The sequence below is a fragment of the uncultured Fibrobacter sp. genome (genome assembly GCF_946062555.1).
Classification (GTDB): Bacteria; Fibrobacterota; Fibrobacteria; order Fibrobacterales; family Fibrobacteraceae; genus Fibrobacter.
In genome coordinates this window covers 39,130-53,673 of the sequence record NZ_CAMGVQ010000023.1, presented here as the reverse complement: position 1 = coordinate 53,673, position 14,544 = coordinate 39,130, and the positions used below count along the sequence as shown (strand labels likewise).

The 14,544-nt window shown below is 48.7% G+C and carries 15 protein-coding genes; 12 read left to right on the top strand and 3 right to left on the bottom strand.

The window, feature by feature from the left end; all coding sequences use genetic code 11:
• The first annotated feature begins 100 nt into the window (after positions 1–100).
• The 9 genes from Q0P86_RS08740 (at position 101) to Q0P86_RS08700 (ending at position 7,783) form a co-directional block, all read left to right on the top strand.
• Positions 101–265, top strand: coding sequence for a hypothetical protein (locus Q0P86_RS08740; protein WP_295038854.1), 165 nt, complete (start codon positions 101–103; stop codon positions 263–265).
• A 15-nt stretch (positions 266–280) separates the two neighbouring features.
• Positions 281–550, top strand: coding sequence for a hypothetical protein (locus Q0P86_RS08735; protein WP_295038852.1), 270 nt, complete (start codon positions 281–283; stop codon positions 548–550).
• Positions 551–897: 347 nt separating this feature from the next.
• Positions 898–1,473, top strand: coding sequence for an HD domain-containing protein (locus Q0P86_RS08730; RefSeq protein ID WP_295038850.1), 576 nt, complete (start codon positions 898–900; stop codon positions 1,471–1,473).
• Positions 1,474–1,475: 2 nt separating this feature from the next.
• Positions 1,476–2,129: a hypothetical protein gene (locus tag Q0P86_RS08725; RefSeq protein WP_295038848.1), complete on the top strand. Its 654-nt coding sequence runs from the start codon at positions 1,476–1,478 to the stop codon at positions 2,127–2,129.
• Positions 2,130–2,197: 68 nt separating this feature from the next.
• On the top strand, positions 2,198–5,260 hold the full coding sequence (locus tag Q0P86_RS08720; protein WP_295038846.1) for a DNA methyltransferase: 3,063 nt from the start codon (positions 2,198–2,200) through the stop codon (positions 5,258–5,260).
• Between the two features lie 29 nt (positions 5,261–5,289).
• Entirely contained in the window at positions 5,290–6,396 is a 1,107-nt protein-coding gene (locus Q0P86_RS08715) for an iron-containing alcohol dehydrogenase family protein (protein ID WP_290995336.1), read from the top strand.
• 59 nt (positions 6,397–6,455) lie between these two features.
• Entirely contained in the window at positions 6,456–7,076 is a 621-nt protein-coding gene (locus Q0P86_RS08710) for a formate/nitrite transporter family protein (RefSeq protein WP_295038844.1), read from the top strand.
• 78 nt (positions 7,077–7,154) lie between these two features.
• Entirely contained in the window at positions 7,155–7,322 is a 168-nt protein-coding gene (locus Q0P86_RS08705; RefSeq protein ID WP_290995331.1) for a hypothetical protein, read from the top strand.
• 194 nt (positions 7,323–7,516) lie between these two features.
• Positions 7,517–7,783, top strand: coding sequence for a hypothetical protein (locus tag Q0P86_RS08700; RefSeq protein WP_295038842.1), 267 nt, complete (start codon positions 7,517–7,519; stop codon positions 7,781–7,783).
• Here Q0P86_RS08700 and fliB read toward each other — a convergent pair.
• Positions 7,780–8,760 carry a flagellin lysine-N-methylase gene (gene fliB / locus Q0P86_RS08695; RefSeq protein WP_295038840.1) on the bottom strand — a complete coding sequence of 327 codons (981 nt, stop codon included), beginning with the start codon at positions 8,758–8,760 and terminating at the stop codon, positions 7,780–7,782. The genes Q0P86_RS08700 and fliB overlap by 4 nt on opposite strands.
• Positions 8,761–8,949: 189 nt before the next feature.
• On the opposite strand from fliB, the gene sufB reads away from it, so the two are divergent.
• Entirely contained in the window at positions 8,950–10,365 is a 1,416-nt protein-coding gene (gene sufB / locus Q0P86_RS08690; protein WP_291022125.1) for a Fe-S cluster assembly protein SufB, read from the top strand.
• 115 nt (positions 10,366–10,480) lie between these two features.
• On the opposite strand, the gene Q0P86_RS08685 is transcribed toward sufB, so the two are convergent.
• Both Q0P86_RS08685 and Q0P86_RS08680 read right to left on the bottom strand, forming a co-directional pair.
• A complete protein-coding gene (locus Q0P86_RS08685; protein ID WP_290995325.1) occupies positions 10,481–11,026 on the bottom strand; it encodes a DJ-1 family glyoxalase III in 546 nt (181 codons plus the stop codon).
• 13 nt (positions 11,027–11,039) lie between these two features.
• Positions 11,040–11,900, bottom strand: a complete 861-nt coding sequence (locus Q0P86_RS08680) for a hypothetical protein (protein ID WP_295038838.1) — start codon at positions 11,898–11,900, stop codon at positions 11,040–11,042.
• A 130-nt stretch (positions 11,901–12,030) separates the two neighbouring features.
• Here Q0P86_RS08680 and Q0P86_RS08675 point away from each other — a divergent pair, with 130 nt between their 5' ends.
• Complete coding sequence (locus Q0P86_RS08675) at positions 12,031–13,833, top strand: hypothetical protein (RefSeq protein ID WP_295038836.1); 1,803 nt, start codon at positions 12,031–12,033, stop codon at positions 13,831–13,833.
• Positions 13,834–13,996: 163 nt separating this feature from the next.
• Positions 13,997–14,542 (top strand): TlpA disulfide reductase family protein, encoded by a 546-nt coding sequence (locus Q0P86_RS08670; RefSeq protein WP_290995319.1) that lies wholly within the window; start codon positions 13,997–13,999, stop codon positions 14,540–14,542.
• Positions 14,543–14,544 lie beyond the last annotated feature (2 nt).

Here is a 14,544-nt window from a genome sequence, read left to right as displayed (position 1 = left end):
CGCGCTGGATGGCCGTCACTTGAATGAAAGTTTTACTGTCGATATTCCGTTTGAATCTTATAGGGGCTCTTTATGAGCCGAGGAAAAACGGAGTTCCTATATGAGTCTCACTCTCAACGACATCAAGCACAGCAAGATCAAGGCTTGGGTTGAAGAATGCATCGCAATGTGCGAACCGGACAACGTTGTTGTTGTTGACGGTTCCAAGGAAGAATATGACGCCCTCAATCTTATAGGGGCTCTTTATGAGCCGAGGAAAAACTGATATGTAGGTTTGATTATGGCTGAACAGAAAAAAGAATTCTTCTGGAAATACGAAAGTGTCCTTGACCACGACATAACGCCGGAACAGTTCAAGGCTATTACAGGATGTAACTGGGAAAGGCGCTTCGAATACCTCCAAAGCGTCGTCAATAGCCCCTATGCTGGATGTCTTGACATAGTTGTGCTTTACGGCGGACGCTATGGGAGACCCTATAACAAAAAAATGTGTGACAAATATGGTGTTCTTGCAAACAAAGCACCTATGGTGATGGATTATTGTTTTTAGATCTTATAGGGGCTCTTTATGAGCCGAGGAAAAAAACATCGAACGGCCTCGTAAGGTATGAAAAACCGGGGCAAGCCTTTACAGACTCCTTCGCCACGAAGGAGTCTATTTTTTTGGAGATAACCCTCTACACCTTTCGCCACCATCTCAGCCTATTGCACCTACTTAATCGATAATATAAATTCATAGGGAATACTTTACAAAAATACTCTCCAAAACGATAATACCAAAAAAAGGATTCTCTTATGTTCAATCACCGCGAATTATCAAACGTTGTCATTTTATGACATTCAAAATAATATACATTTAATCAAGCAAGAATCATACATACCAATATCAAAATAAATATGCAAAGCAAGATTATCGAAATTCTTTCCAACACTGACCCGATTCAAAGAATCGAGACGAACAAGGACAAGTATTTCAGCTTTATTGACCGCTATATGGTCGGTTGCGAACACAAGAATTTTCACTGCGAAGGTGATGTTTGGGAGCACACGAAACTAGTGATTCAGAATATGGTTATGCAGGAACATGACTGGATTGATGTATTAGCGGCATTACTTCATGATGTAGGCAAAAAAGAAGCGCTAACGCGCAATAGCGGTAAGAATATGCACGTACACGAAATCTACAGCGAACAAATCGCCTCAGAATGGCTTACAGATATGGAATTTGACACACAAATACGCGAGACCATTCTGTGGCTCATTAGAAATCATACACTCGCGTTAGAACTGAAAGTGATGAAGAAACGAGGACGAATTCATGAATTAGTTCACCATCCTCTTTTTGGAAGGCTTACACGACTCGCGCGAGCAGATTGTTTCGGGACACTAGACAAGAATGGCAACCCACGGGACGATTTCAACGATATCCTAAAGCGCCCCATCGTAGCAGAGATTATCCTTCAAGGAGAATAACAATGGTTGACAATTTCAAAATTATCCGCACACTATTGAAATTCGAAAAACCTGGCGATTGCTATTATGTTCAACTGCTCCGCAGGCAAAGTGACGATCCTAAAATCGGCGGCATACCCAATCCGGCTTATCACGGCAATATGTACAGCCGTCCCCTCAAGGACTATCTGATTTCATCTTTAGTTCATTTCGACGAAAAAGAAGAAGAAATCAAGACGCTCTGCAAAACATTCGATGTTCGCGCCTATATTCGCCTAAACAAGCGCAATTACAAGGATATTTCAATGGTAATTTTCAAGCATATCACCGAAGAAATCTGCTCTGGAGACACTTACGCTTCTCCGTTTCACTTAATTTCAAGCGGAGCCGGTCGAGCCAATAGCGCAGGCAAAGAAAAAACATGGATTGTCGATGTTGATGCCGAATATATCCCGCACAAAAATGCAATTGCAGACATGATTACAAAATGCGAACCATTCCAAGCCAGGGAAGACATCATCGAAATCCCAACCAAACACGGGCTACACCTCATCGCGAAGCCTTTCAACCACCAAAAGATGAACGAATTTTGGCAAAATTACAGCACCGAACAGGGCATTACATTGTCCCTATGTGACATTCACAAAGACAACCCAACGATACTATACGTGAAATGAGGTTTACCCAAAGTCAAACGGATTTTATTTGTAGATTTGCACCCATAGCAATCTTTTTATTCAGGTTTATGTCAATCGCGCAGGAAAAGATGACCGAAAAGGAAAAGAAAGCCGCAGCCAAGGCTTTTGCAGAGCGTTGGGCTGGTAAGGGCTACGAAAAAGGAGAGTCTCAAAAATTCTGGATGGACTTACTTTCAAGTGTTTTCGGCATCGAAAACTTTGCTGAATTCATATTCTTTGAAGGACAGGTAAAGGATAGCCTCCAAGGCAAGACCATCACGAACTTCATCGACGCCTACATTCCTTCGACACGTGTGATGATTGAGCAGAAGTCGTGTGACAAGAACTTACGTGAGCCAACTAGACAAAGCGACGGCCGATTGCTAACTCCGTTTCAGCAAGCAAAAAAATATGTGGCCGACCTGCCTGTAAGCCTGCATCCGAAATGGATTGTCACCTGCAATTTTTCAGAATTTCTGATTTATGATATGGACAATCCGAATGGAGAACCTGAACAGATTTTCCTGAAAAACCTGTCGAAAGAATACCATCGTCTAAATTTCCTGGTGGACAGCCGCAGCGAGCACATCAAACGTGAAGTCGAAGTTTCTATCAAGGCGGGCGAAATCGTCGGCAAAATTTACGACGCCCTGTTGCCCGAATTTGGAGAAAAACCGACAGCGGCAGACCTCCATGCATTAAATGTGCTATGTGTACGCTTGGTTTTCTGCCTGTACGCCGAAGACGCCGGCATTTTCAAAAAGGAACAGTTCTATAACTACCTCAAGAGTTTCCGCGCTGAAAACATGCGCGTAGCGCTCCGCGAACTATTCCGCGTACTCGATACGAAGCCAGAGAATCGCGACCGATTCATAGAAGAAAAACTCGCCGAGTTTCCTTATGTAAACGGTTCGCTCTTTCAAGAAAAAGAAGGCGAAACCATCCCGCCCATTTCGGAAAAGACCGCCGAAATCATCTTGACACACGGCAGTCTCGACTTTGACTGGAGCGAAATCAGCCCTACAATTTTCGGAGCCGTTTTTGAAAGCACTCTAAACCCCGAAACGCGTCGCAGCGGCGGGATGCACTATACCAGCATCGAGAACATCCACAAGGTGATTGATCCACTATTTCTAGATGACTTGAAAGCTGAATTTTCAGCGATTTGCGAGACGAAAACCGACAAAAATCGCAACGATAAACTAGATAAATTTCAGAAGAAACTTGGTTCACTCAAATTTCTAGACCCAGCCTGTGGTTCGGGAAACTTTCTTACCGAAACCTACATATCGTTAAGGCGTCTCGAAAACGATATCTTGCGTATTAAGGGCAGACAGATTACCATGGGTCAAATTAGCGACCCCATACAAGTATCTATTAACCAATTCCACGGTATCGAAATCAACGACTTTGCAGTCGCCGTGGCAAGAACAGCCCTCTGGATTGCCGAATCGCAGATGATTATCGAAACCGAAGCAATCGTATCACATTCACTTGACTTTCTGCCCCTCAAAAACCATGCAACCATCATCGAAGGCAACGCCCTGAAGATGAACTGGGAACGCCTGCACGAAGAAGATCCTAAATTCGGGGTTCACGCCAACAAGGTTCAAATCATCGACCCAGACGACCCTCGTTTCAAAGATATCAAGTTTACAGAATTGCATGACAAGCAAGCACACTACGATGTTTTCTATGCAGTCACCAAAAACGTGAATATCGGTGACACCCCTGATGCTAAAATTGAGCCAATCCATTACGATTACATCATGGGGAATCCGCCGTTCGTGGGCGCACGCCTAATGAACGCCGAACAGAAAAGCGAACTTCAAGAAATTTTCAAAGGCGTAAAAAACAGTGGCAACCTTGATTACGTTTCATGTTGGTACAAGAAAACAGCTGTTTTGATAAAGGGAACAAATACAAAGGCAGCACTCGTTTCTACCAACAGCATTACACAAGGGGAACAACCCTCCATTTTATGGGATGCCCTTTTTGCAACGGGCATGCAAATTGATTTCGCTTACCGCACTTTCCGCTGGGACAGCGAATCTGAACAGGTGGCCCACGTGCACTGCGTAATTATCGGATTTTCATCGGCGGATTCCGTCGCCTCTACGAGGCACCAGAACGACAATCTCAAACGGATTTTCCATTCAGACGGAAAAGTTATCGAAGCAAAAAACATCAATCCTTATCTGATTGATGCTCCGAACATTCTCGTCAAAAGCAGACAAGTTCCGCTATGTGATGTTCCTGAAATCGGTATCGGAAACAAGCCTATTGATGGCGGAAATTATCTTTTCACCGAAGCAGAAAAAGAAGCCTTCGTCAAAAAGGAACCCAATTCAGAAAAATTTTTCAAGAAATGGATTGGTTCGGAAGAATTCATTAACCGCTTTCATCGTTGGTGTTTGTGGTTAGGCGATTGCACCCCAGCAGAAATCCGTCAAATGAAAGAATGTTACAAGCGAGTCCAAGCTGTAAAGGAGTTCCGCTTAGCAAGCAAGAGTGCCCCCACTCGAAAGCTTGCCGATAGACCAACCCGGTTCCATGTCGAAAATTTTCCTTCGGGAAACTATATTTTAATACCAAGAGTTTCCTCCGAACGACGCCATTATATTCCATTGGGTTTCGTCACACCAGAGGTTTTGTGCAGCGATTCTGTCCATGTTCTTAATTGCGACAAAATAACACAAGATGTAAACCCCTTGTATTTATTCGGCATCCTCACTTCCAGTGTTCACATGGCGTGGATGCGCACTGTAAGTGGCAAGCTCAAAAGCGACTATCGTTACAGCAAGGACATCGTCTACAACAACTTCCCGTGGCCCGAATTGCCTAAACCAGCCAACGGTCATTTCGGCAAGTTCAATGACCTTAAGTCACGTATTGAGCAAACGGCGCAAGCCATTCTTGACGTTCGAACAAAGTACCCCGACAGCAGCCTCGCAGATTTATACGATGACTTGACAATGCCGGAAGACCTTCGCAAGGCTCACGCCGACAACGACAAATCCGTCATGGAGGCTTACGGATTCAATGTCAAAATGTCCGAATCCGAAATTGCCATTGAGCTACTAAAGATGTACCAAAAGCTCTCTGAAGAAGCCTCAAAAAACAACAAGTAGATTAACAATAAAAACTTCAGGACCATTCTATGCGTTTCTATGTGCCCACGGACATCTACGTCGAAAAGGACTGCGTGAAGAACCACGCGCATAACTTGCTTACGGTTGGAAAGCGCGCATTCATCATGACGGGCAAAACTTCTGCCAAGAAGAACGGTTCCTTGAACGATGTCACCGCCATTCTGGATGCGGCCCACGTGCCGTACCAAGTTTTTGACCAGGTCGAAGAAAATCCGTCAACCGATACCGTGGGGAACGCCGCACAGCAGGCTCGCGAATTCGGCACCGATTACATCATCGGTATCGGGGGCGGTTCCGCTATTGACGCGGCGAAGGCAGTTGCATTGCTCCTTGCGAACCCGAGTGTTGACGCAGACAACTTGCACAAGGTTCCCGAAAAGCCGCTCGGACACGTACCTGTCGTTGCTGTACCGACTACCTGCGGAACGGGTTCCGAGGCAACGCCGGTCGCCATCATCACGAACCACAAGATTCACCTGAAAAAGAGCATCCCGCACAAGATATTCCCCACACTCGCGCTTGTCGACGGCAAGTACCTCGCCTCGGCCCCAAAAACGCTAATTATCAATACCGCGGTCGACGCCCTCGCCCACATGGTCGAAAGCATCCTGAACGTCTATTCCAACGCGTTCAACCGCATGTGCCCGGAATACGGCCTCAAGCTCTGGGGCGAATTCAAGGACGCGCTCCTTTCCGACGCGCCCGTAAGCGAAAGCCTTTACGAAAAACTCATGCTCACCTCGACTATCGCGGGTATGTCTATCGCGCACACGAGCACCGCCGTACCGCACGGCATGAGCTACGACCTCACGCTGCATCAGGGCGTGCCCCACGGCCCCGCCGTAGGCTACTTCCTTGCCGCCTACGTGGAAATCTGCGAAAAAAAGATTCCCGAAGATGTCAAGCGCATTCTGGAACTTTTGGACCTCAAAAGCACCGCCGATTTCGCCGCGATGCTCGACAAGCTCATCGGCAAATGCAAGGTTTCCCGCGAAATGTGCGACCAGTTCGCTGCCATCATGAAGGTGAACCGCTCCAAGCTGGACCTTGTCCCCGGCGGAATCACGTCCGAAGAAGTCGACTTTATTTACGACAAGTCGCTGGCCGTAGAATAAGAAAAAATTATTTCATTTAAAAGTTAGACTCGAGTATAAATTTTCTAAACTTGTCGCCCGTGATAAAAAATCTTATTCTGTCTATTTACTCGGGCCTCTGCATCGGCCTTGGAGGCACCGCCTACCTTTCTTGCGACAACAAGATTCTAGGTTCATTCCTTTTCGGACTCGGGCTGTTTACCATTTTGAATTTCGGCTTCAACCTTTTCACGGGTAAAGTCGGCTATTTCGTCAACAACAAGCCTTGCTACTGGGGATTCCTCGGAATCGTATGGCTCGGCAACTTTATCGGGACTTTCCTTTTCGCAAGAATGATTGCGCTCACACGCTATGGTGACTCCCTGCAGGCCAAGGCAAGCGCCCTCTGCCTCGTCAAGGAAGGCGACAGTATCGTAAGCCTCTTCATACTGGGCATTTTCTGCGGCATGCTCATGTTCATTGCCGCCGACGGTTACAAGAGAATTGAAAACCAGGCCGGAAAAGTTGTCATCGTTTTTCTCTCGGTCATGGTCTTCATCTTGAGCGGATTCGAGCACTGCATCGCAGACATGTTCTACTTCTCGCTCGCCGGTGATTTTTCAGCACCTATGCTAAAATCCCTCGTGGTCATTACCATCGGGAACTCTATTGGCGGTGGACTGATTCCGCTAGCGTGGAGATTCGTGCCTACGCGGGAATAATAACAGAAATTATTGTATTTTGTCAGTTTTTGACATTGTTTCGAATCTATATTTACCTCTGTAAAAGAGAGGTAAATTATGAATCGTTTTAGCATAGCAAACAACAAGATCCTGTTTTCTACACTCCTGATGCTCACTCCAGTCGTGTTCGGAGCGATGTTCCTAGGTTCGGGAAGCATCCTCGCCGCCATTTCAGCAGCGGTCGCCTACCTCAGTCTTGTAATTGGGGAACGCCTCGAAGCATAGATTTTCCAACTTGGAGTAAGAAAAATGAGAGAACCCGACAAAAGATTGACCTCCTAAAGCTTTATGACCTGCGCGATGCCCTTAATAGGGCTCTGTACGAAGACGGCGTAACGTTTTTCATTATCGAGCTACACGATATTCTCCCCGCCAACTATCAATCCGACAACAAAAACAGAATCACGGACATCCAAAATATGTGCGGGCTCCTTACTAGCGACGGTTTTTGGAGTCAAGCTCAGAAAGACGCCGACTTCGGCGCCGTTGCAAACATTCTTAAGGCGAGAGAAAAAAGGAACTATAATGACGCAAAGGATTATACTGAATACAATTTTAAGATGCGCTGGACGAGAGAAGACGAGAAAAGCCATTCTCTTGAAGTTTTCTTGCAGAACGGACAGGGAACCAAGGGACCGTTTACAACGCCCCTCGGCACCTGTTTTTCCACTCAGCCCTGCAATTAAAGAGAATCGTATTCGTCCAAGGCGGTTTCAATCATCGCCATATTCTCTTCGCAGTATTCAAGCTGTTTCGAAAGAATTTTCACGGCGTTGACCTTGATGTCGCCTGGAGCATCTCCCGCCAGTTCCTTTGTAAAGAATCGGGCCACGTTCCAGAAGAACAGGGCGAACTGCAGTTTCCCCTGTTCGAGACCGTCATATAAGCTTTTGGCGTAATGGCGGTAAATCAGATAAGCCAGCAGTCGGACACTGTCGTTCTCTGAAAAACAGCCTTCGTCTTCGATGCGCGTCACACGTTCTTGGGGACTTGAGGGAGCCTTGATGCGGTTCTGAATTCGTGCGAGCGCCGCATCCCATGCAGGGCCGTAACTGATTGTCTTTGCGAGTTGGTCCACAAAATCTTCTACGCTTTCAAACGGAGCAAAGGGATTCTCACCGGTGTAGCCAAAAACATTGTAGAGTTTGTTCCCAAACTTCATATCGCTATCGGCAAGCGTATTGAAAAAATCGTCACGCATGTATAGCACCTGATCGCGGACTTCGATATCATCTTCATCCAGCTCATCTTCAGGTTCGTCGCATTCACAGGTCACAAACTGAAGCGGACCATCCCCCGCAAAAAGAAGCCTCGCCGCTTCTTCACAGCAGAGACCGATTCCGCGTTCCATCATATCGCCGAAGACCTCCACAAATCGCGGATGCTCGGTGCAGATATCGCAAAGGGCGTCCTCGCCGAGATGCGTATAAATTTCGCAAAGGTTTTCCTTGTCCAAAAAGGGGCAGCGGTCATGAGGCAGCAACTTGAAATGCCCATCCTCGATGTTAGCCCGCAGCTTATCTCCAAAAACACCTGCTACCTTGCGGTATGCATCCAGCGAATCCTTGTCGATATCTATTTCCCAACCGACGCAACATGTATCGGAGCACCGCGATGCGGTACACTTGAATTTATCGTAGAAATCGGGTTTTCGAAGAATCATAGACCAATCACCTCACAACCATAATCCGATTAGAGGAGTTCCATCCTAGAATGGATTTATACCCTACAATATAACTTTTATATCGCAATTAGCAATAGCATGTAGGGCGACTCGGTTATGACAATCCGAGCAAGCACGGTTGTCGTAACGCGCGCCTTTTTCTATATTGGTCCGCGCAAAAGGTGTAAAATGAGCGAAAACTATAAATACGGTTTTGTAACAGATATCGAAAACGAAGCCTTCGAGAAAGGCCTAAACGAAGATATTATCCGCAGGGCATCAGCCTTGCGCAAAGAACCGCAGTTCATGCTCGATTTCCGACTGAAAGCCTATGAAAAGCTCCAGACGATGGAGCAGCCGAACTGGGGTGAACTGAACTTTGCGCCAGTGGACCTGCAGGACATCGTCTACTACTCCGCCCCGAAGACCAAAAAGAGTCATGAGAAAATCGAGGACGTGGACCCCGAGTTGCTCGCGACCTTCGAAAAGCTTGGCATCCCGCTGGACGAACAGAAGCGTCTGGCGAATGTGGCCGTGGATGCAGTTTTCGACTCAGTCAGCATTTACACCAGCCATAAGCGCAAGCTCATGGAAATGGGCATTTTGTTCTGCAGCATTAGCGACGCCATCAAGGAATACCCCGAACTCATCGAGGAATACTTGGGAAGCGTGGTGCCCTCAGGCGACAACTACTTCGCCGCCCTCAACAGTGCCGTCTTTGGCGACGGAAGTTTCGTGTACATCCCACCTGGAGTCAAGTGTCCGATGGATCTTTCCACCTACTTCCGCATCAACAACAAGGAAGCAGGCCAGTTCGAACGCACCTTGATTATCGCCGACGAAGGCGCATCAGTGAGCTACCTCGAAGGTTGCACCGCGCCGGAATTCAGCAGCAAGCAGCTGCACAGCGCCATCGTGGAATTGGTAGCCAAAGACAACGCTTCGATTAAATATTCGACCGTGCAGAACTGGTACGCGGGCGACCGCGAAACGGGAGCCGGCGGCGTGTACAACTTTGTCACCAAGCGCGGAAAGTGCGCCGGCAAGAACAGCCGCATCAGCTGGACGCAGGTCGAAACAGGCTCCGCCATCACATGGAAGTATCCGAGCTGCGTGCTTCTGGGCGACAACTCCGTCGGAGAATTCTACAGCGTGGCCCTCACCAACGGGCACATGCAGGCCGACACCGGCACCAAGATGATCCACATCGGCAAGAACACCAAGAGTACCATCATTTCGAAGGGCATCAGCGCCGACTACTCCAGCAACGCCTACCGCGGCGAAGTGAGCATCCGCAAGTCCGCCACAGGCGCCCGCAACTACACGCAGTGCGACAGCATGCTCGTGGGCGACAAGAGTGCTGCTCACACGTTCCCCTACATCACTGTTGCAAACGCGAGCTCCACCACCGAACACGAGGCAACTACCAGCCGCATCAGCGAAGACCAGCTTTTCTACTTCGAAAGCCGCGGCATCAAGCGCGAAGACGCCATTCAGGCGATGGTGGGCGGTTTCTGTAAAGACGTGTTTAAAGAGCTCCCCGGCGAATTCGCCACGGAAGCCCGTCAGTTACTGACTCTTAAGCTCGAACATTCTGTAGGTTAACGGCCTAGAAGCAGTCATCCTGGAGCCATGCCGTGGCGACGGGATCCATAATGCAGTTCAAAGCCCCCCACCTTTCCTCTATAGGGTCAGTCGAGAATGACCTGCTGAATGAAATCTACCGCGCGACGACCTGCTTGCGAATTTTTTCCGAAAGTTCGCGGCCACCGAGCTGCGCAATACATTCAAACGCAAATTCTTCGGCAGTGCCTGCGCCACGGCTCGTGACAACATGAGCATCTACAACCACACGGTCTTCAACGAACTTTTTACAGACAAGTTCATCTTCGCAGCCCGGGAAACAGGTCGCGGTTTTACCGGCGAGGATTCCCGCCTTGCTAAGCACCAGCGGGGCTGCACAAATGGCAAAAATCCACTTGCCCTGATCGTTGAAATCGCAGATGACCTTTTCTACATCAGCAGAGGCCTTCAGGTTCTTGACACCAATGCCACCACCAGGCAAAAGGACAGCGCCAAACTTTGCGGTATCGGCCCCCGAAAGAGCAAAGTCCGTCTGGATTTTAAGGCCGCGCGACCCAATCACTTCGGCCTTGCCGGAAACGCTTGCAAGAGCGACCTCAAAGCCCGCCCGCTGCAAGTAGTCAAACGGGGTCACAAACTCTGTTTCTTCGAAACCATCAGCCATCAAGAATAAAATCTGCATTGTTTACCTCTTTTTAATGATTTTCCAATTTGCTTAAATCAGTCGCGAGCATTTTCCACAAGCGGGCCGCAAACGGTTCCGCCCATTCCTTTTCAGGCGCCACGCGACTCGTCGTTTCGGCAGTAAATTCCGAATACACCAGGAAAACGAGTTCCCCGTAACGGGCATCCCACAGCGTCCATAGGATTTTCCAGGTGAATCCGCCACTCTTTCCCAAGTCCGTATCCATTCGCACCTGAAGCGCAACGGGAATCGAAAGATAGCGCAACTCATAGCGGTTCGCCAACGCATTCAGCAAATTCTTGAACGAAGCGGGCAGCTCACGAGATATATCCTGTTCCACGCCGTCGCGTTCTAGCCACGGCGTAAAATCAGCCAGTTTCTTTCCATCCGCGAAAACCGATTCGAGCAGCATCTTGGACAAACTATCGGCAAATGACGAATCGGCATTCGGCAGACGCATCCCGGGAAGCATCAGTTCGCGGCGCATTTTCGGGAATGCCCTCACCATCAGGGAATCTTCCACCCTCGCCAAGTCAAAATCCAACGCATCGGCACTGTAGCTATGGCAGAACTTGCATTTGGCTGGGCGCTCCGCCTTCACCGAAAGCGCCGGAAAAACGCCCATGACCGCCGACGAATCCAGGCGGGCAAAAGCCTTCTTGTTCCACTCCCGGTAAGACTTCTCACCGGTGATTTTCAGTTCGATATCGCCGCGCTTGCCACAAACTTCGCAAGGGGCGTCCTTCATGCCGGAATCGCCGGCACCGCCCTCCAGGTCATCCCCGTCGCGACCACCGGCGCAGCCAACCAGCATCGCCACAGCAAACAGACAAAATAATTTAAACGCCTTGAAGCCCATTCTACTCTTCATATCCGTACCGACATTCTGAATTTCTAAAGATTTTTCATACTCGTAAAATAGCAACATATTCCAAACATTTTTCTTGGGAGGGTGCTTTTTTCTATATTATCCCGCAATGCCGATTATCTTGTTCATCTTAATGTTTATCCCCCTTGCTGCCTTGGCACAGGACACCCCCGGTGCGTTCAAGATTGATTCCATCCGTTACAACATCGGCGACGCGTTTGACGATTCCAAGTACCACACCAAATACGACAAGTGGGCCTACGACCTTCTGAACTGGCTCCATGTCGAAACGCGCGAGTCGACCGTCCGCAAGCTCCTTCTGTTCAACGAGGGCGAAACCCTCACTAACCTTCAGGTACAAGAAGCGGAACGCTTCCTGCGCAGCCAGAATTTTCTTTCGGACGCGAGCATCGACATTTCTAACGAAAACGGAAAGAACATTGCAACTGTGAACACCAGCGACAACTGGACGCTAGCCGTACCCGTGAGTTTTGGATTTGCGGGCAGCGAATGGAGCTACGACAACCTGAACTGGGGAATCGGTATCCAGGAAAGCAACTTGCTCGGTCTCGGTCAAAAGCTCGGTTTCTACTACGGACACAACGAATTCCGCAATATGTGGCAAATGGAATACGGCGACCCGCACTTTTTGTTCCGCTACAACCACCTTGACTTTTTATACAGCCACAACACCGATGGGCACCTCGCCTACTGGAAAATGTACGTTCCGTTCCTCAGCCGCACCCAGAACCAATGGGCTTACACGCTCGAAGGCCTGAAGAACAAACGTATCGCCTACTACTACGGCAGCGGAAAGCTCGCACCGGGAATTGTATCCTACAACTACGAGCAAAACAAGGGTTTCCTCGCCCAGATGAAAGCAGTCCGAGCAGATACCCTCAACAAGCTCAAGAGCGAAAGCGAAATCGATTCCATCGCAAGGGATAAGTACCTCCAGTCACTCCCCCGCTACAACCGCTGGACAAGCAAGAAGACTGTTTCGCTGATGCAGGTCGAAGACTTCATCGACGACTCGCTCAGTTTCAGACTCAGCCGCTCCTTCGGCGGAACCTACAGCAAGTTCTATATCGGCGGCACCTACGATTACCGCTACGAATCCGCAAGCGAAGGCACGCTTCTCCGCCACATTTTCACCGACGACGACCTGAATACCTACGTCATGGATTCCTCATTCGCCTACGACTACTGGCTCCCCGACCATAAGGATTCCCGCATCGGCCTTTACCTCATGTTCTCGAACATCCGCTACGAAAAAATCAAGAATCTGCACAATGTCAAGTGGACCGAGGACATCGAAAAGGGCTACTCCCTCAAGGCTCAAATTTCCAAGAACTACGAACAGATCGGAGCAAGCGACAACGATATCCGACTGGACTTCTGGACAAGCCTGATGCTCGGTGGAGGCTCGCACCACCTAACGCTCAAGACCGAAATGAATTTCTATCTGGACCACGGCGAAAGTCACGACTACTACGGAAAGGCTTTCGGCGAATACATCTTCCATGCGAACAACTACTTTTCGACAGCGCTCACGGGACTTGTTGATTTCTACAAGGACGCTCGCTACGGCAAACAGGTTACCCTCGACGCCTACAACGGATTCGCCGGATTCCCAACCGGATTCTACGCAGGACAAGCTCGCGTTTACGGCAACCTGGAACAGCGTTATTTTTCTGACTTCGAGCTGGCAACCCTCAGGCCGGTATTCGTCGTATTCGGAAGTGTCGGAGAAACCGCCTGGAATCTCGACGAAATCAACCGCAGGGACCTCGTCTACCTCGCCGGTTTCGGAGTCCGTTTCGCACAGACCAAGTCCATCAGCCGCCTCATCAACAAGCTTGACGTGAGCATCCCGCTGAACGGAGTGCGCAAGGGCGAACCCCACTATATGCTCACCACGACATACAGCTTATAACGCGATTCGATTATTCCAAGTTGGACTACTCCTAACGGTCTTTTTTTCGAAAAATTGCTTTTTTTTGTTGTTTTCCTGTCTTGTTATGAAAATTTTTCGTATTTTAATGCCGTTGGGTTCGGCAAGTCACCGCATCCAAACATATTTGATTTGAAGGTATACCATGCGATTTGTTTCGAAATTCTTAAGTGTTATCGCCCTTGCAACAGTAGCCCCGTTTGCACAGTTCACTCCGGAACCTCCGATGGCAGACGTTCAACTGATGCAAGATTCCACCACAGGCCAGCCCATGAAAATGGACTTTTCGAAGCCGCTGTCGGGAATCAGCGACCCGGGAATTCTGTTCAGCCATTTCGCCAACAAGCCGCTCCTGATATACTACTTTAGTCCCAAATGCCCGCACTGCCAGCGTCACATTTCTGAAATTCAGGATCTCGTCAAGGAATACGAACCCAAGGGACTTACTGGCATTGCCATCGGTCTTGGCGGTGGCATCAAGAAAAACGACATCCGCCTGTTTATCGACCAGTTCCACGTAGCGATTCCCGTATTCCAGGATAGCGACTACAAGTTCGGCCCCGCCTACGGCACTGGTTATATCCCAGTCGTCTACGTGGTGCAAAAAGACGGCACCTTCTACCGTTACGAGACCTTGAACGAAGCGAACATGAACCACATGCGCGCCACCCTCAATAAGATGTTTAAGTAGAA

What these genes read in the sequence shown, in the direction of transcription:
- Q0P86_RS08740 (WP_295038854.1), top strand. Translation starts at nt 101, where the DNA reads ATGAGTCTCACTCTCAACGACATCAAGCACAGCAAGATCAAGGCTTGG.
- Q0P86_RS08735 (WP_295038852.1), top strand. Translation starts at nt 281, where the DNA reads ATGGCTGAACAGAAAAAAGAATTCTTCTGGAAATACGAAAGTGTCCTT.
- Q0P86_RS08730 (WP_295038850.1), top strand. Translation starts at nt 898, where the DNA reads ATGCAAAGCAAGATTATCGAAATTCTTTCCAACACTGACCCGATTCAA.
- Q0P86_RS08725 (WP_295038848.1), top strand. Translation starts at nt 1,476, where the DNA reads ATGGTTGACAATTTCAAAATTATCCGCACACTATTGAAATTCGAAAAA.
- Q0P86_RS08720 (WP_295038846.1), top strand. Translation starts at nt 2,198, where the DNA reads ATGTCAATCGCGCAGGAAAAGATGACCGAAAAGGAAAAGAAAGCCGCA.
- Q0P86_RS08715 (WP_290995336.1), top strand. Translation starts at nt 5,290, where the DNA reads ATGCGTTTCTATGTGCCCACGGACATCTACGTCGAAAAGGACTGCGTG.
- Q0P86_RS08705 (WP_290995331.1), top strand. Translation starts at nt 7,155, where the DNA reads ATGAATCGTTTTAGCATAGCAAACAACAAGATCCTGTTTTCTACACTC.
- Q0P86_RS08700 (WP_295038842.1), top strand. Translation starts at nt 7,517, where the DNA reads ATGTGCGGGCTCCTTACTAGCGACGGTTTTTGGAGTCAAGCTCAGAAA.
- fliB (WP_295038840.1), bottom strand. Translation starts at nt 8,760, where the DNA reads ATGATTCTTCGAAAACCCGATTTCTACGATAAATTCAAGTGTACCGCA.
- sufB (WP_291022125.1), top strand. Translation starts at nt 8,950, where the DNA reads ATGAGCGAAAACTATAAATACGGTTTTGTAACAGATATCGAAAACGAA.
- Q0P86_RS08685 (WP_290995325.1), bottom strand. Translation starts at nt 11,026, where the DNA reads ATGCAGATTTTATTCTTGATGGCTGATGGTTTCGAAGAAACAGAGTTT.
- Q0P86_RS08680 (WP_295038838.1), bottom strand. Translation starts at nt 11,900, where the DNA reads ATGAAGAGTAGAATGGGCTTCAAGGCGTTTAAATTATTTTGTCTGTTT.
- Q0P86_RS08675 (WP_295038836.1), top strand. Translation starts at nt 12,031, where the DNA reads ATGTTTATCCCCCTTGCTGCCTTGGCACAGGACACCCCCGGTGCGTTC.
- Q0P86_RS08670 (WP_290995319.1), top strand. Translation starts at nt 13,997, where the DNA reads ATGCGATTTGTTTCGAAATTCTTAAGTGTTATCGCCCTTGCAACAGTA.